Annotated in this window: 15 protein-coding genes; 11 read left to right on the forward strand and 4 right to left on the reverse strand. The window is 69.7% G+C overall.

Features of this window, described 5'->3' with window-relative positions; translation table 11 throughout:
- Positions 1–39: 39 nt before the first annotated feature.
- Positions 40–528 (forward strand): hypothetical protein, encoded by a 489-nt coding sequence (locus AB0F81_RS19690; RefSeq protein ID WP_360199167.1) that lies wholly within the window; start codon positions 40–42, stop codon positions 526–528.
- Here the strand turns inward: AB0F81_RS19690 and AB0F81_RS19695 are convergent, their stop codons facing one another.
- Complete coding sequence (locus AB0F81_RS19695) at positions 529–1,830, reverse strand: hypothetical protein (RefSeq protein ID WP_360199169.1); 1,302 nt, start codon at positions 1,828–1,830, stop codon at positions 529–531. It abuts the gene before it with no gap.
- 113 nt (positions 1,831–1,943) lie between these two features.
- Positions 1,944–2,198 (reverse strand): hypothetical protein, encoded by a 255-nt coding sequence (locus AB0F81_RS19700; protein WP_360199171.1) that lies wholly within the window; start codon positions 2,196–2,198, stop codon positions 1,944–1,946.
- A 149-nt stretch (positions 2,199–2,347) separates the two neighbouring features.
- On the opposite strand from AB0F81_RS19700, the gene AB0F81_RS19705 reads away from it, so the two are divergent.
- The 3 genes from AB0F81_RS19705 to AB0F81_RS19715 all read left to right on the forward strand — a co-directional run bounded on the left by AB0F81_RS19705 (position 2,348) and on the right by AB0F81_RS19715 (position 4,203).
- Entirely contained in the window at positions 2,348–3,328 is a 981-nt protein-coding gene (locus AB0F81_RS19705) for an NAD(P)-dependent alcohol dehydrogenase (RefSeq protein WP_360199173.1), read from the forward strand.
- 78 nt (positions 3,329–3,406) lie between these two features.
- Positions 3,407–3,880: a hypothetical protein gene (locus AB0F81_RS19710; protein ID WP_360199175.1), complete on the forward strand. Its 474-nt coding sequence runs from the start codon at positions 3,407–3,409 to the stop codon at positions 3,878–3,880.
- Complete coding sequence (locus tag AB0F81_RS19715; RefSeq protein ID WP_360199177.1) at positions 3,877–4,203, forward strand: transcriptional regulator; 327 nt, start codon at positions 3,877–3,879, stop codon at positions 4,201–4,203. Before AB0F81_RS19710 ends, AB0F81_RS19715 begins: the two co-directional genes overlap by 4 nt.
- Positions 4,204–4,663: 460 nt before the next feature.
- Here the strand turns inward: AB0F81_RS19715 and AB0F81_RS19720 are convergent, their stop codons facing one another.
- On the reverse strand, positions 4,664–5,227 hold the full coding sequence (locus AB0F81_RS19720; protein WP_360199179.1) for a hypothetical protein: 564 nt from the start codon (positions 5,225–5,227) through the stop codon (positions 4,664–4,666).
- Positions 5,228–5,524: 297 nt separating this feature from the next.
- Between AB0F81_RS19720 and AB0F81_RS19725 the strand changes: the two genes are divergently transcribed.
- The 7 genes from AB0F81_RS19725 to AB0F81_RS19755 all read left to right on the forward strand — a co-directional run bounded on the left by AB0F81_RS19725 (position 5,525) and on the right by AB0F81_RS19755 (position 16,343).
- Positions 5,525–6,352 (forward strand): hypothetical protein, encoded by an 828-nt coding sequence (locus AB0F81_RS19725; protein WP_360199181.1) that lies wholly within the window; start codon positions 5,525–5,527, stop codon positions 6,350–6,352.
- Between the two features lie 63 nt (positions 6,353–6,415).
- Positions 6,416–8,875, forward strand: coding sequence for a beta-L-arabinofuranosidase domain-containing protein (locus tag AB0F81_RS19730; RefSeq protein WP_360199183.1), 2,460 nt, complete (start codon positions 6,416–6,418; stop codon positions 8,873–8,875).
- 10 nt (positions 8,876–8,885) lie between these two features.
- Positions 8,886–10,310 (forward strand): glycoside hydrolase family 43 protein, encoded by a 1,425-nt coding sequence (locus AB0F81_RS19735; RefSeq protein WP_360199185.1) that lies wholly within the window; start codon positions 8,886–8,888, stop codon positions 10,308–10,310.
- The gene (locus AB0F81_RS19740) at positions 10,307–13,678 is read left to right on the forward strand and encodes a discoidin domain-containing protein (protein ID WP_360199187.1); all 3,372 of its coding nucleotides are present in this window, start codon (positions 10,307–10,309) and stop codon (positions 13,676–13,678) included. The genes AB0F81_RS19735 and AB0F81_RS19740 overlap by 4 nt, the downstream gene beginning before the upstream one ends.
- A gap of 104 nt (positions 13,679–13,782) precedes the next feature.
- On the forward strand, positions 13,783–14,097 hold the full coding sequence (locus tag AB0F81_RS19745; protein WP_360199189.1) for a type VII secretion target: 315 nt from the start codon (positions 13,783–13,785) through the stop codon (positions 14,095–14,097).
- 58 nt (positions 14,098–14,155) lie between these two features.
- Positions 14,156–15,805: an alpha/beta hydrolase gene (locus AB0F81_RS19750; protein WP_360199235.1), complete on the forward strand. Its 1,650-nt coding sequence runs from the start codon at positions 14,156–14,158 to the stop codon at positions 15,803–15,805.
- Between the two features lie 19 nt (positions 15,806–15,824).
- A complete protein-coding gene (locus AB0F81_RS19755) occupies positions 15,825–16,343 on the forward strand; it encodes a hypothetical protein (RefSeq protein ID WP_360199191.1) in 519 nt (172 codons plus the stop codon).
- Between the two features lie 15 nt (positions 16,344–16,358).
- Here the strand turns inward: AB0F81_RS19755 and AB0F81_RS19760 are convergent, their stop codons facing one another.
- Positions 16,359–17,177, reverse strand: coding sequence for a MerR family transcriptional regulator (locus AB0F81_RS19760; RefSeq protein ID WP_360199193.1), 819 nt, complete (start codon positions 17,175–17,177; stop codon positions 16,359–16,361).
- Positions 17,178–17,202: the final 25 nt, after the last annotated feature.

A 17,202-nucleotide genomic window follows, 5' to 3' on the forward strand; every position in this document is an offset into this window, starting at 1 on the left:
ATGAGGCGGGCGGCCCGCCGGCCTTCCTAGCGTGGGCGCATGGATCTGCTGCTGGGTTCCCTTTCCGAGGCGGAGTTGGCGATCGTGCGCGAGGCCGATCCGGACCGGCTGGCCGGCCTGGACGAGGACGCGCTGATCGAGCTGCACACCCGGGTCCGCCGCGCCCGCAACAAACACGTCAAGGTCTACCGGCGCCGCGCCGCCACCCGGGTCCCGGAGGCCGGCGGACGTGGAAAGGCCCACGCGCAGAACAGCCGCAAACGGGCCAAGGCCGAGGTCTTCGAGGTCATCCTCGCCACCGTGAGCCGGCACCTGGCGCTGGCCGCGCAGGCCAGCGCCGAGTCGCTGGAAGCCGAACGGCACGCCGAGGAACGCACGGCCCGCGGCGTGTCCTCCGAGCCGCCGGCGGTCCCGAAGCTGCACCCCCAGCGCAAGGACCGCCGGCCGCAATCGGTCGAGCTGACCAAACGCCACGCCTCGACGCGCGCCCAGGGCGCCCGCCGGCAGGCCCGCAAGGACAGCCGCTAGCTAGCCGGCGTTGCGGCTGCGCTCCGCCGCGGCCCCTGCTGCCTCGCCGCTGCCGCCGGCCTGCTCAGCCCGTCCCTCTTCGGGCTTCCTGGCTCCCCCGCTCGTCTGGTCGTTCAGCTCACCCCGCTCGCCCTCAGCCTTCCTGGCGCCGCCGGCTTGCTCGTTCGGCTCAATCCGAGCCTCATCCGGCTTGCTCGCACCACCGGCATGCTCGTTCGGCGCAATCCGCGCCTCATCCGGCTCGCTCGCACCGCCGGCATGCTCGTTCGGCGCAATCCGCGCCTCATCCGGCTTGCTCGCACCACCGGCCACCGCGCCGCCACTCGCTGGGTCGTTCAGCTCGCCCCGGCCCTCCTCGGGCTTCCTGGCGCCGCCTGTCTGGTCGTTGAGCTCGCCGCGACCGTCCTCCGGCGCCCTGCCGGTGCCTTCGTCCGACTTGCTCGCGTTCGGCGGCGCTGCGGCGCCGCCCTCCTCGCTGCGGGAGCGCTCCTCCAGACTCGACCGCGCCTCACCGCCGGCGCTCGGCCCACCCTCCGAAGGCTTACTCGCATTCGACGGCAACCCACCGCCACCATCACCGTTACGCGAACGCTCCTCCAAACCCGACCGCGCCTCACCACCAGCGCTCGGCCCACCCTCCGAAGGCTTACTCGCGTTCGGAGGGAGAGTGGCTGTGCTGCCGTTCTGCTCCGGGGTTCCGCGGGCCTCGCCGGATGCGCTGCCGGGGCCGTCGGGCGGACGGTTACTCGTGGGCGGCACGGCACTGCCGTCGGGACCGGGATAGAGCTGCCTGCTCACCTCCGGCGCCGCGGTGCCGGCCGGGCCGGGCTCGGCCGGTTTGCTCGCGTTGGCCGGTGCGGCGCCGCCGTGCAGCACGTCGTTCTGTTGCAGCAGCGGCCGGGCACGGGCGGAACTCTGCGCACCCCGGGCGATCTCGGTGCCGGCCGCCATCTCGGCACGGGCGCCCTCGACCTCGCCCTGCGCCAGGCTGTAGGCCTGCACTCTGCGCTGATGGTCGGCCATCGCTGCCGCTCCGCCGGCGGGGTTCGACGCGTCCGGCCCCGCCCCTGGTTCCAGGATCACCTGACCCGAAACGGTCAAGCCGTTGGCGGCCGCTATTTCCCGCGCCCGGGCCATCCGGCCCTGCGCACCGGCGAGCCGATCGGCGTACCCGGTGAACACCCCCGCCGTGGTCTGGATCTCGCTGTACAGGGCGTCAGCTTTCGCGGCGGCGCCGGACATCCGGCTGTGGAACGTGGTTCCGGCAGTGCCACGCCAATTCTCCGCGGCGTCCGCGCCCACCGACCGCAGCGTGGACGCGCCCGCGCTCACCTCGAAGCCGAGCTCGTCACGCAGCCAGCGGGCAGCCGCGTACATCTGGGCCGGATCACCGTCGAGACGGGTGTCGATCGACATCAGTAGGCCCCGTCTATGGTCCGCCCGGCGGCGGCGTCGCGTGCGGCGTACGTCTGACTCGCCTCGGCGACCAGCGTCCCGGCCTCCTGGAGGCCGGCAACGAGGTTGGCGGAGCTCTCCGAGAGCCGGCTGAGCAGTTCGGCGAAGATCGGTGTGGCTTCGCCGGCGTCCGGCGCGGCCGGCGTGCCGGCCCGCGTGGCGCCGAGCATCTCGCTGGACCGCCGCAGCCGGCTGGAGATCGATTCGAGAAGCACAAGGTCCACTTGCAGGCGATCGGCCATGGTTGTCCCCCTCACCGCGTTACGGATGCCCTGGTGTACGCCTTGCGCGCCGCTTCGGTTCACTCGTGGTCGTGCCACCGCCACTCAGCGCGGTCACAGCATCACTCGTTCACGATGATGGGATGCGTGCGGTGATGTTCCACAGGTATGGACCACCCGAAGTGCTCACCCAGGTCGAGCTGCCGAAGCCCGAGCCGCGCGGCGACCAGGTGCAGATCCGGGTGCACGCCACCACGGTCACATCCGCCGAGTGCGGGATGCGGCGCGGCGAGCCCCGGTGGGGGCGCGTCATCATCGGCCCGTTCCGGCCCCGGTCCGGCATTCGCGTGCTGGGCCTGGAGTTCGCCGGCGAGGTCACGGCGATCGGCCCGCAGGTCCGCAGGTACCGGACCGGCGACCGGGTCTTCGGCTTCACCGGATTCGCCGTCGGGGCGAACGCCGAGTTCAAGTGCCTTGCCGAGAAGGCGTCGTTCACGACGATCCCGCCGGGTGTCGGCTATCCGGAGGCGGCCGCCACGGTGGACGGTTTCACCACCGCTTGGCATTTCCTGCGCCAGACGGTGCGGGTTCGGCCCGGTCAGCGGGTGCTCGTCATCGGCGCCTCCGGGAGCATCGGGACCTATGCCGTGCAGGTCGCGAAACGGGCCGGGGCCACGGTCCACGGGGTGTGCAGCGGCCGCAACGTCAAGCTGGTGGAGTCGTTGGGGGCGGACCGGGTCATCGACTACACGGTGGAGGACTTCGCCACCTCCGGCGAGCGCTACGACGTCGTGTTCGACACGGTGTCGCGCAGCTCGTTCGCGCAGTGCCGGAAGGTGCTGGCGCCACGCGGCAGTTACCTGCCGACGACCGGCCTGGTCAACAACGTGCTCCAGCTGCGCACCGCGCTGACCGGCGGCCCGCGGGTGCGCACCGGCATGTCGGTACGCAAGCACGCGGCCCTCGCCGAGCTGCGCGGCCTGCTGGAGCGAGGTGACCTGAAGATCGTCGTCGACCGCACCTATCCGCTCGACGAGATCGTGGCCGCTCACCGATATGTGGACAGCGGCCACAAGGTCGGCAATGTGGTCATCACCGTGCCCTCTGGAGCCATCCCGCTCTGACCTTGAGGAAAGTACTTGCCTACTAGGAAAGTGGAGGCTACTTTCCTAGTAGGCAAGTACATGCCCGAGGAGGAAGCGATGACCATTCCACCCATCGACGCCGAGCTGGCTCTAGCCGAAATGCAGGCCCGCCGCGCGCAGGTCGTCGACAGCAACCTTGTCCCGTCCTGGTTCTGGTTCAGCATCGGCGGTCTCATGGTGCTGTTCGTCGCCGCCGTGGAGAGTGAGATCGGCTGGCTCGTCGCCACCGGCAGCGTCGTCTACGCCCTGAGCCTGTCGGCGCTGATCCTGGCCATGGTGCGCAAGGCGAAGGTGCAGGTCCGGCCGGATCTGCTGGGGGTGCGCGGCGGCCTCGCCATCGCGGCCTTCACCCTCAGCCTGGTCGCGCTCGGCCTGGTGCTCGGCTTCCTCCTGGAAGAGCTGGGCGTGCCGATGCCCGGGACTCTCGCCTGCGTGCCCGTCGCCCTCGGCCTGGCCGCCGGCGGCCCGCTCCTGATGACCCACCTGCGCCGGCTGATGCTGTCCCGGCCGCTGGCGGGTGGCTCCCGATGAGCGACACCCCCATCTTCGACGAACTGATCCACGCCCCTACCCGGTTGTCGCTGGTCAGTCTGCTGGCTGCGACCGAGTGGGCGGAGTTCAAGTTCCTCCGCGACAGCCTCGCCCTCTCCGACTCGGCGCTGTCCAAGCAGCTGACCACGCTGGAGGACGCCGGCTATGTGGAGATCCGCAAGAGCTTCGTGGGCAAGCGCCCGCGCACCTCGGCCCGGCTGACCGAGCTGGGCCGCCAGGCCTTCGCCGATCACGTCGCCGCCCTGCAGCAGATCGTCGCGCGAGCCGGCCTGGCCGTCCTCCCCGACCAGGTCACCCACTGAGGCAAGGCACTGCCCACAGTCAGAATCCGCGGCTCGCTGTTGCGCCCTCGCAGCACCGCCGATCAGCCAAGCGACCTCGGCTGACCAGCAGCGCTCGCCCCGGCGCCGCTGCACGGCACCGCCGGCCAGCCGGCCAATCCGGCTGCCGGCCAGTGCCCGCTCAGCACGCCCCAGGCAACACCGCACGTCAGCCCGGCAATCCAGCTGGCAGGCAGCGCCTGCGCAGCAGGCCCAAGGGAACACTGCGCGTCAGCAGGACGGTTCGGCTGACGTGCAGGGCTTGTTCAGGGGGTGAGAGGCGACTCTGGCTGGCAGCCGGAGATGATCTAGGACATCGGGTGGCGGGCAGCCCCGACCGCGGAAGCTGCCCGGCCAGGGGCCCGCTGCGTGCGGGATTGATCGCGGGCTGGCGAGTCCCAGCATGAGCAACAGCGAGACAAGGCCGCGCGCCAGGTCGGGATCAATCGAGCAGCTCTGCCCGCCCCTTCTTCCGCAACGCCATGCAGAGGAAGGGCCCGCGCACACCCGCGCTGAACCTCTCCGCCGCGCCCAGCGCGACCCGGATCCGGGCAGCCGGCTTGAGGCCTGTCCTCCCCGTCGCATACAGCGCGCCGAGCGCCGCCTGATCACCGCAACCGACCGCGGCATAACCGTCAGCCGCGCTGGCCACCTGATAGTCGTCGTGCACGGCAAAGAGCCGCCCCCGCACACCAACGAGGAACGTCCCACCCAGCTCCTGCTCGTCCTCCTTGCGCGCCCACCCACCGCTCTTGAGGCAGTCCCGCAGCGCGTCGACGAACGCCGTGGCCATGAACCGGTCGAGGTCGCCCTCCGGCGCCGGCGGGGTCAGCGAGTAGCGGATCAGCTGCCCCATCCGGAACGACGTGGTGAACCCGAACAGGTAGCCACCGTTGTGGAACACCTTGCTGTCGGCGCGTACGGACAGGTTCATGCCGCTGACCCCCGCGCTGTCGCCGCCGATGAAGACGGAGCCGCGCCGGGCCAGGCCCACAATCGCAGTCATGTCCTCAGCGGACACTGCTCTTCCCCGCCCGTCAACCGGCCTTTCGGTGCGGGACGCACCGCCCGCGGGGGACGCGAGCAGCGGGATCTCACATCCCAGAGTTAACGCGATGCACATCTTGCCGAAAACGTTTTCGTAGGGAACCCTGACCTTCAGCACCGACAGAGGACGGAGCCCTCTGCCGGGTCACCTCGCGGTTCAGGGGCACTGCCGCGAGTCGATGCCCGGCGACCATCACGAATCACGCACGGGGGTGCACCACCACCTAAAAGATCGATGCTTGTCTATGGAGGTTCCGTGCGAACACGAATCCTCGCGGCGATCACCGCCGCACTGGTGGCCGTCAGCCTGATTCCGGCGCCGGCGCACGCCGCACCCGCGACCTGGAGCCCGCCGGCCCATCTGGTCACCCCGCTCAACCAGGTATGGCAGCACCAGGAGCAGACCTACAACAACGGCAATCTGTACGGCTTCCGCAATTACGGCTGGGACCAGGTGATGGCCAACCGTGGCTACATCAACTACTGCGTCCGCTGGGACTCCTCGGCGACCGTGACCGCGGCCCAGCGCGACCAGATCCACGCCACCCTGGCCCGTCAGTACAAGAAGTGGATGGACGAGCTGGTCGGCCACAACGCCTGGCCGTACACCGAGGTGCCGATCCGGGTGGTCGGCTGGGCCGTGCGCAACCGCTCGCAACTGCAGTGGAGCGACAACTCGGTCGACATCTACGTGAACGACATCCGGGAGAACGCGCCGCAGTGCTCGGTCCCGTGCGGCCGGTTCTTCAACCAGAACGGGCAGTATCCGCGCTGTCCCGGCGGCGTCGCCCGGCACTACGACCAGTCACTGTGGCTGACCGACGGCTTCGGCGGCGGCGCCGGCGGTGACTGGGGCCAGCGGATGGGCCGCGAGTACTACATGAACAACCTCAACGCGGCGAACATGACCATCCTGCTGCACGAGATCGGCCATACCTGGGGTCTGGACGACTTCTACGACTGGACCCCGAGCGGCGTCAGCAACTTCATCATGCGCGCCGGCAGCTCCGCGTCGATCACCGAGTTCGACGCCTGGATGTTCCGCGACTGGTGGCGGCATCTGAAGAGCCGCTACGGCTACTGATCCACGCGTACCGAGAGCCCCGGCCGGGTCGTGCCCGGCCGGGGCCGACGAAAGGCACCCGAAATGGACCAGCCTGCTCTCTCCCGTCGTTCCCTTCTGCGCACCGGCGCCGTCGCCGCGGGCGCCGGTGCCGCGGGCGGCCTCCTGCTCGCCGACGAGAACCCGGCCGGCGCTGCCGAAGCCCGCCCCGACAACGGCGTCTCGGCGTACGCGTTCCCGCTCACCGCCGTCCGCCTGGGCGCCGGCCCGTTCGCCGACAACGCCGCCCGCACCCACGCCTACCTGCGTTTCCTCAACGCCGACCGGCTGCTGCACATGTTCCGGGTCACCGCCGGGCTGCCGTCCTCGGCGACCCCGTGCGGCGGCTGGGAGTCACCCACCACCGAGCTGCGGGGCCACTCCATCGGCCACGTCCTCAGTGCGCTCGCTCAGGCGTACGCCGGCACCGGCGAAGCCGGTTTCAAGACCAAGGGCGACCATCTGGTCGCGCAACTGGCGCTCTGCCAGCGACCCAACGGGTTTCTGTCGGCCTATCCGGAGAGCTTCATCGACCGGGTGGAGACCGGCCAGCAGGTGTGGGCGCCCTACTACACGCTGCACAAGATCATGCAGGGCCTGCTGGACATGCATCAGCTTGCCGGCAACGCCCAGGCGCTCACCGTGCTGGAACGCAAGGCGGCGTGGGCGCAGGCCCGCAACAGCAGGTTGACGTATGCACAGCGTCAACAGATGCTGCGTGTCGAGTTCGGCGGGGTCGGCGAGACGCTGTTCAACCTCTACCAGCTCAGCGAGAACCCGGCGCACCTGACCACGGCGCAGTATTTCGACCACGCCCAGGTGCTCGACCCGCTGGCGAACAACGTGGACGCCCTGGCCGGGTTCCATGCCAACACGCAGATCCCGAAGGCGATCGCGGCGATCCGCGGCTTCCACGCCACCGGCGACACCCGTTATCGACAGATCGCCGTCAATTTCTGGAATTTCGTGGTGCGCCAGCACTCCTACGCGATCGGCGGCAACTCCAACGGCGAGTATTTCCAGGCGCCGAACCGGATCGCGAGCGAGCTGTCCGACACCACCTGCGAGTGCTGCAACACCTACAACATGCTCAAGCTGACCCGGCAGCTGTTCTTCACCGACCCGTCGCGGGCCGCCGAGTGGATGGACTTCTACGAGAAGGCGCTCTACAACCACCTGCTCGGGGCGCAGAACCCGAGCTCGGCGCACGGCCATCACTGCTATTACGTGCCGTTGCGGGCCGGCGGGATCAAGACCTACAGCAACGATTACGACAACTTCACCTGCTGCCACGGCACCGGGATGGAGACCAACACCAAGTTCGCGGACAGCATTTTCTTCCACGACAACGCGCGCACGCTGTGGGTCAATCTCTTCATCGCGGCCACGCTTTCCTGGCCCGGCCGGGGCTTGACCGTACGCCAGGAGACCACGTTCCCGGAGACGGCGACGTCCCGCCTGACCGTCACCGGCTCGGGACCGATCGACCTGCGGGTCCGCATCCCGTCCTGGGCCGCCGGCGCCCAGGTCCGCGTCAACGGCGCCCTCACCGGCTCCCCCACACCCGGCAGTTACCTGGCGATCAACCGCACCTGGTCGTCCGGGGACACCGTCGACATCAGCCTGCCGATGACTCTCGCGCTGGAAGCCACCCCGGACAACCCGGCGGTCCGCGCGGTCAAGCACGGCCCGATCGTCCTGGCCGGACAGTTCGGCAGCACCAACCTGAGCGCGCTGCCGTCGCTCGACCCGTCGGCGCTGCGCCCGGCGGCCGCCCCGCTGGAGTACACCGCCGGCTCGGTGCTGCTCCGGCCGTTCTACAAAACCCATGGTCAGCGCTACTCGGTGTACTGGAACGTCGTCAGCAACACCCCGAGGGAGGCGCGCTACCCGTTCGAGGAGGCCTCCGGCAGCGCCGTCGTCGACGCGACCGGCAACGGCTGGAACGGCGTCCTGGCCGGCGCGGCCTCCCGCACCACCGGGCGCACCGGCCGCGGCGTGCTGCTGAGCGGCGCGAACGCGCACATCGCGCTGCCCGCCGGGATCCTGGCCGGCGCGGCCTCGTTCTCGATCGCCGCCTGGGTGCGCATCGACACGGCCGCCACCTGGACGCGGGTGTTCGACTTCGGCAGCGGCACCGGCTCCTACCTCTTCCTCACCCCGCGCAGCAGCGCCGGCACCGCGCGGTACGCGATCACCACCGGCGGCGCGGTCTCGGAGCAGCGCATCGACGCCCCGACCGCGCTGCCCACCGCTGCCTGGACACACGTCGCCGTCACCCACACCGGCAACCTCGGCGTCCTCTACGTCAACGGCGCCGAGGTGGCCCGCAACAGCGCGCTCACCGTCCGCCCGAGCGCGCTCGGCTCCACCACCCAGAACTGGATCGGCCGCTCCCAGTACGCGAACGATCCCTACCTCGCCGCGGCCGTGGACAACGTCCGGATCTACAGCCGGGCGCTGTCCGCGACCGAGGTTTCCCAACTGAACGCCACCGGTCAGTAGAGGAGTCGACATGTCCCTACGAAGATGGGCAGCCGCCGCGTGCGGGGTGATCACGGCGGTCGCCCTGACCGTCGCCCCGGCACACGCCGCCAACCCGATCATCACCAGCATCTACACCGCCGACCCAGCCCCGCTCGTCGTCGGCAACACGCTGTACGTCTACGCCGGCCGCGACGAGGCGCCCACCGGCACCAACAACTTCGTGATGCGCGAGTGGCACGTGCTCTCCTCCACCGACGCGGCGACCTGGACGCACCGCGGCGCGCGGGCGAACATCGCGACCTTCCCGTGGGCGGGTGCCGACGCGTGGGCCAGCGAGGTGGAGCCGCGCAACGGCAAGTACTACTGGTACACCTCGATCAACGGCAACGGCCCGGGCTGGATGAACATCGGCGTGGCGGTCGGCGACAGCCCGCTGGGCCCGTTCACCGACGCCAAGGGCGGCCCGCTGATCAGCGACAGCACCCCGAACTCGTCGGGCCTCAACATTGATCCGACGGTCTTCGTGGACGACGACGGCCAGGCGTACCTGTACTGGGGCGGTTACTGGGGACCGCGGGCGGTGCGGCTCGCCAGCAACATGATCGACACGGTCGGCTCGGTCGTCACCCCGACGGGACTCACCAACTTCTGGGAGGCCCCGTGGATGTTCAAGCGCAACGGCCTCTACTACATGATGTACGCCGCCAACGACACCAGCGGCTGCGTCACCAACGCCAACTACGCCTGCCAGCGGTACGCGACCGCGACGAATCCGATGGGCCCGTGGACGCACCGCGGCATCGTGCTGGGTCAGGTCTCGTCGACCACCAATCACGCCGGGGTCGTCGAGTTCAACGGTCAGTGGTACATCGTCTACCACAACGCCAACGCGCCCGGCGGCGGCAATTTCCGCAGGTCGGTGGCGGTCGACCGGTTGTACTTCAACGCTGACGGCACGATCCAGCCGGTCGTGCAGACCAGCACCGGGCCGCCGCCCAACCCGGGCACCGGCGGCGGGAGCGGCACCAACATCGCGCCGTCCGCGACCGCGTCGACGTCGCACGTGTCGGCCTGGGAGAGCCTGGCCGCGATCAACAACGGCGGCACCCCGGCGAACTCGCAGGACCGGTCGAACCTCGCCTACGGCAACTGGCCGCAGCAGGGGACGCAGTGGATCGAGTACCAGTGGCCGTCGGCCCGGTCGATCAACCGGTCGTCGGTCTACTGGTTCGACGACAACCAGGGCATTGACCTGCCTGCGTCGTGTCAACTGCAGTACTGGAACGGCAGTCAATATGTATCGGTGCCCGGCCAATCAACATGTGGCACGGCCGGCAATGTTGACAACGCCATCACGTTCAACACCGTCAACACGACCAGGTTGCGGTTGTTGATCACGTCGCGCAGCGGGTTTTCCACAGGTGTACTTGAGTGGAAGGCGTTCCAGTCATGAAGCGCCCGCCGATCTTCAAGCGCCCGATCTTCAAGCGCCCGATCTTCAAGCGCCCGGTCAACAAGCGCCCGGTCAACAAGCGTCCGATCATCAAACGCCGGCCTGGCAGCGGCCGCATCCTCACCACGGCGATCCTCGTCGCCGCAGGGCTGACCGTGCCGGCGACCCCCGCGCACGCCGCGCAGACCATCGGCTACCCCACCTTCACCGGCGCCGGGTCGATCCCCGCGCCACCGGTCGGCTACTCCACCGGCGACACCATGCGGGCCATCTACGACGCCGAGGCCTCCGGCACCGACTTCTGGATGGACCGGCTGCTCGCCCGTACCGGGAACGACCCGGCCGGGACCTGGCTGATGAGCCGCGGCCGCGCCGCGTTCATGTACACCCACAACCCCGCGGTGATCGGTTTCGGCGGCAACGCCGCCTACTGGGACAACATCAGCAGCCAGAACGCCTACGCGATCACCGCCTCGCCGGGCACCTTCACCGAGCAGCCCGCCCAGCGCCGGCAGACCCCGAGTCACTGGCGCAGCGTGCACACCGGCGGCTCGCTGCGGCTCGACGTCACGAAGTTCATCACCCACAACAACGTGCTGGTCACCAACGTCGCGGTGGTCAACACCGGGTCCGCCTCGGCGACCGTCCAGCTGAACGCCACCTCGCCCTACGCGACGACGGTCAGCGGCAGCGAACTGACCGGCACCCGGGCGGTCAAGAACAACCTGACCACGCTCTACCCGCGGCTCTCCGGCGACGGCTTCACCGCCGCCAGCGGCAGCCTCAGCCGCTCGGTCACGGTGCCGGCCGGGCAGACGGTCACCGTCAAGGTGCAACTCGGCCTGGTCACCACCGAGATCCCCCAGTCGCGTACGGAGTACGACTCCTACCGTGCGCAGTCGGCAGCCGACGCGTTCGCCACCCACGTCCGCGCCTACAACCGGTGGTGGGCCGACAACGTGCCCTACATCGACGTGCCGGACGCGGCGATCAAGAAGAACATCTACTACCGCTGGTGGCTGATGCGCTTCAACCACCTGGACGCCGACATCCCCGGGCAGGACTTCCAGTTCCCGCAGTCGATCGAGGGTGTCACCGGCTACAACAACGCGATCGCTTTGACGCAGCCGATGCACATCGACGACTTGAAGTACCTGCGCAACGCGGAGTACAGCTACGGGCCGTATCTGGCCGTCGGGCAGTACTCGGCGAACGGCCGGTTCATGGACAACCCCGGCGACCCGGAGAACTGGTCGAACTCCTACACCCAGTACATCGCCGAGGCGGCCTGGCGGGCGTACCAGATCCACGGCGGGCAGCCGGCCATGCTGCGCAACTTCGCCCGCTACGCCGAGGGTGACGCCAAGGGCCAGCTCGCCACCTACGACACCAACAACAACGGCGTGATCGAGTACGACTGGGGCGCGATGACCGGCAACGACGCCGACGCGGTGTCGTTCCACTGGCGGGCCGGCAACCTGGACCGCGCCGAGACCGCCTACGTGTGGTCGGCCGCCAACGCGGCCCGCGACGCCTACACGCTGCTCGGCAACAGTGCCAAGGCGACCGAGATGCAGACGCTCGCCAACCGGATCCGCGACGGCGTGGTGAACACGCTGTGGAACCCGTCGCGGCAGCTGCTGGAGCACAAGCACGTGTCGACCAACACGCACGTGCCGTGGAAGGAGATCAACAACTACTACCCGTACTCGGTCGGCCTGATGCCGAACACCGCGCAGTACCGCGAGGCGCTGCGCCTGTACGCCGACCCCGCCGAGTACCCGATCTTCCCGTTCTACACCGCCAACCAGCGGGACAAGGCGGCCGCCGCGGCGGCCGGCAACCCGGGCAGCAACAACTTCTCCACGATCAACTCGACGGTGCAGTTCCGGCTCTACTCGTCGGTGCTGCGCAACTACCCCAACTCGTGGATGACCACTGAGGACTACAAGAAGCTGCTGTACTGGAACGCCTGGGCGCAGTACGTCGGCGGCAACACCGCCTGGCCGGACGCCAACGAGTTCTGGGCCGACTGGAATGGCAGCACCATCAACTACCGCTCGTGGATCCACCACAACATCCTCGGCAGCAGCAACTGGACGATCATCGAGGACGTGGCCGGGTTGCGGCCGCGCAACGACACCCAGATCGAGCTCGCGCCGATCACCATCGGCTGGAGCCACTTCGCGGTCAACAACCTGCGGTACCGCAATGCGAACCTCTCCGTCGTCTGGGACGACCCGGCCGACGGGGTGACCCGCTACAGCGGCGTCCCGCAGGGCTACTCGATCTATCTGAACGGGACCCGGGTCGCCACCGTCGACCGGCTGGTCCGCTTCGTCTACAACCCGGCCACCGGCGCGGTCACCTTCCCGTCCGGCGCCGGCACGGTCACCCACAACGTGGCCTTCTCCGGCCTGCAGGCGCCGCAGAACGTGGCGCAGAGCAGCGCCCGGATGGTCGACATCTTCGCCAAGGCGGGCGTCGACCTGACCTCGACCGCCCCCAACCTGGCGGCGGGCGCGACCGTGTCGGCGTCCTACACCACCTCGGGCACGTCGGCGGCCGCCGCGATCGACGACCTGCCCACCAACTCACCGCTGTGGGGCAGCTACGGCACCCCCAACGCCACCGACTGGTACGAGCTGAACTTCGGCGCGAACCGGACGGTCAACGAGGCCCGGCTGTACTTCCGCAACGACCGGGCCGGCAACCGGTACCGGCCGCCCGCGGCGTACACCGTGCAGTACTGGAACGGTTCCGCCTGGGTGGCCGCGGCGTCGCAGGTGAAGACGCCGGGCACCCCGCAGTCGAACTACAACCGGGTCACCTTCACCCCGGTCAGCACGTCGCGGCTGCGGATCCAGTTCACCCAGCCGTCCGGCGCCGCCAAGGTGGGCCTGACCGAGGTGAAGCTCTACGGCCAGGGCACCGTCCCGGCGAACCCGAACCTGGCCTCGACCGCCACACCCAGCGCCTCCTACACCTCGTCGTGGGAGAGCGTCGCCGCGCTCAACGACGGCATCGACCCACCGTCCTCCAACGACACGGTCAACCCGCGCTGGGGGACGTGGCCCAACCAGGGCCAGCAGTGGGCCGAGCTGACCTGGTCGTCGGCGCAGACCCTGCGCTCCGCCCAGGTCTACTTCTTCGACGACGGCCAGGGCATCGACCTGCCGGCGTCGTGGAAGCTGCAGTACTGGACCGGCTCGGCCTACGCCGACGTCCCCTCCCCCAGCGGATATCCGACAGCCGCCGACCAGTACAACAACGTCACCTTCGGCCAGGTCTCCACCACCCGCCTGCGGGTGGCCCTGACCAGTGGCGCCGCCTCGGTCGGCCTCCTGGAGGTGAAAGCGTTCGCCTGAGGTGGATGCGGGCCCGCTCCGGCGGGCCCGCATTGAACCGGGGCATCGATGCCGGCGTACCCCTTGACGAGCGTTGAATCCGCACGCACGAGGGGAGGGCACCCATGCCACCCGGACAACTCGGGGTCGACGTAGTGGCCCTGCGCGGAATCGGAACCGAGGTGGCCGCCGCCGCGACAACGTTGCGGCAGGCCACCGAGGCCGCGGGCTCGGGTCTCGCGCCCGCGCCGGGCGCCGGGTCCTCGGCGGCCACCGCGGCACAGGCCGCCGAGAAGGCCTGGCTCGCGGACCTGCGCCGGCTCACCGGCCAGGTCACCGAGTTCGGCGAGAGCCTGATCAGGGCCGCACAGGAATACCAGGCCCGTGACCAGGCGAACGCCGACAACGTGCGGCGCAGCGGATCCCGGGTGCCGTTATGAGCAAGCTTGCGACCTCGTGGCGACGCCGGCGCGCAGCGGAGGCGGCGGCATGAGCGAGATGAGTCTGCAGGATCTGCTCACCGTCGACGTCGGGCCATGGCACACGGCCGCGGACCGGTGGCAGCGGCTCGCGCAGAGCCTCGACGACGCCGCCGAGCAGCTGATCCGGGGAACGCGGGACCTCGCCGAGGTCTGGTCGAGCGGCACCGGATCGGCGGCGGCAGCCGAGCGGGCCACGGCGCTGCGCGCCGAGGTGAGCAACACCTACAACCCGGCCAAGCGGATCTTCGAGGCGACGGACCAGCATGCGTACGGGATGAGCTCGCTGCGCCAGCAGGCGGAGGGGATAGTCGCCTCGGCGCGGCAGGCCGGCTACACCGTGGACACGGCAGCGGGCACCATCACCGCGCCGGCCTCCGCCTACTCGGCCGGGAACCTGGCGCACACCGCCCGGGAGACCGGGGCCCTGCTCAACGACCTGCGGGCGGTGGTCGAGCGGGCGCGGGCGCTGGACGACTCGACCGCCAACGCCATCGCCGTCAACACTCCGTCGCCGCAGGCCGGGTTCGGGACGGGACAGCTGGAGAGCGTCTCCCGTGCCGATCTCGAAGCGCAGGCGAAACGCGCACCCGGCCTGGTCAACACCTGGTGGGACTCGCTCACCCCGCAGCAGCAGGAACAGGCCATCCTGGAGCATCCGGACCTGGTCGGGTCGATCGACGGCATCCCGGTCACCGACCGCGACGTGGCGAACCGCTCGGTGCTGGAACGCTCGACCGGGGAGCAGCAGCAGCTGCTGGCCTCGACCGAGGCGCGCATCTACTACCTGCAGAGCATGTTCGACCAGGGCCGCATCCGCGAGGTCTACCCGGACGCGAGCGACCCGCGCACCATGATGGACCACGAGATGCTGCGGCTCGAGACGCAGCGTGCCGACGCCGCCGGCAACATCCGGGGCATGGAGGCGATCAGTTCCCGGCTCGCCGACCCCGGCAAACCCGGCGCGTATCTGGTCGGGCTCTCCACCGACGGCGACGGCAAGGCCATCGTCGCGGTCGGCAACCCCGACACGGCCGACAACGTGGTCACCTACGTGCCGGGGACCGGCGAGGACCTGTCCAAGGCGGGCGGCGGCATCGCGCGGGCCGACATCATGGCGGGCGACGCCGCGATGGAGGCACCGGACAAGTCCACGGCCGCGGTCTACTGGATGGGTTACGACGCCCCGGACGCGATCCTGCCGGACGCCGGGCTCGACCGGTATGCCGAGGACGGCGGCCCCGTGCTCGACCGCTTCCAGACCGGGCTGCGGGCCACCCACGAGGGTGACGTGCCGTCGCGCAACACCGTGCTGGGGCACAGTTACGGCTCCACGGTCATCGGTTACGGTGCGAAGGACCCGAGCATCAGCGCCGACGCGCTGGTCTTCGTCGGATCGCCCGGGGTCGACGCGGAGCACGCCTCCGAGCTGCGCGGTGTGCGGCCGGAGCAGGTCTACGCCACCCGGGCGGCGCACGACATGATCCGCATCGTGCCGGACCTGGACGTGGCCCACGGCAACGACCCGAGCGACCTGGACTTCGGGGCCCGGGTCTTCGCCAGCGACCCGGGCGACCCGGACAACGAGGGCGCCACCCACTCCGCGTACTGGAACGACAACAACATCGCCCGCAAGAACATCGCAATGATCGTCACCGGCAAGCTGTAGTAGCGAGGTGCACCCTGACATGGCAATCCGACGACGCGGCGCGCTGCTGGTAGCGGCGGTGACCGCAGTGCTGGCAACCGCCGCATGCACCGGAGAGGACAAGACCGTGCAGCCGACCCAGACCAAGGCGCAGGCCGCGCAGCGGGTCGAGGAGCTGATCCAGGAAGCGTTCGCCCAGCTCCCCGCCGGCGCCACCCTGAAGGTGAACATCGACGTCGACTCGGCGCCGTGCGACGACCCCACCGACGGCGGGCCGGCCGGCCGCGTCTTCGCGGAGAAGCGTTACCTCATCGTGCCGCCGGCCGGCGGTGGCTGGCCCGCCGACCGGGCCATCCCGACGCTTGCCGCCTTCTGGGAGCAGAAGGGATACCGGCTGCACACCGACGGCCGCACCGAGCCCGAGCCCCGGTACAGCGTGGAGACGCCCGACGGCTATTACGTCACCCTCAACAGCTGGGACCGCGGCGACCACCTGGACGTCTCACTCAGCAGCGACTCCCCCTGCGTCTGGGAGAACGGAACCCCCGACCCGCAGTAGCCACGGGGGCGCGCCTCACCCGTACGAAATCGGGAACTGCACCTCGGTGAGCAAATCGTCCTGGGTGACCGTCTGGGGGTCGTTGAGGTAGATCTCGCGGGGTGGGCCGGCGTGCTGATGGCCCTGCTCCTGGATCCAGCCGGTCACGTAGTGATAGGCGGGTGAGATCTCCGCGTAGGGCCCGCGATGGACGGTGGCGGCCACCTGGCCGCCGGGGATCTCGACGGCCCGGACCGGGCCGTCGGGGAAGGTGGTGCCCGGCGACACCGGGATGCAGATCTCGATGTCGCCGTCGGTCTGCTCGTCGACCACCTCGTGGTGGATGACGAACGGCTTGCAGACCGGCCCGGCGCCGGCCGCGGACATGGCCTGGACCAGCGTGCCGAAGCCGCGCTGCACATCGGCGCCGGCGGCGGCGAGACTGGTCCGCAGGCGCAGGGCGGCGACGAACTTCGGTTCGGCCTGCTTGACGGTTACCTGATAGGGCATGACGCCTTCTCCTCGATCGATGAGCCGTTCGAGGAACCGCAGCATCCGCTCCTGCTCCGCGAGCCGCTCCAGCAGTCGCTCGCGGTGCATGGCCAGGCGCTTGCCTGTCCGCTCCGGATCGTCCTCGGCCAGCACCTCGCGGATCTCGTCGATCGGCATGCCGGTGGACCGCAGGATGCGGATCGCCTCGGCGCGGTTGGCCTGGACCCGGCCGTAGAACCGGTATCCGGACGACGGGTCGACCCGCAGCGGCTTCAGCATGCCCTGCTCGTCATAGAAGCGCAGCGCCTTGATCGACAGTCGGGTCATGCGGGAGAAGCGGCCGATCGGGATCAGGTCGGTCATGGGTTCCTCCTTCCTGGACTCCAGC

Source organism: Actinoplanes sp. NPDC024001 (genome assembly GCF_040638955.1).
GTDB lineage: Bacteria > Actinomycetota > Actinomycetes > Mycobacteriales > Micromonosporaceae > Actinoplanes.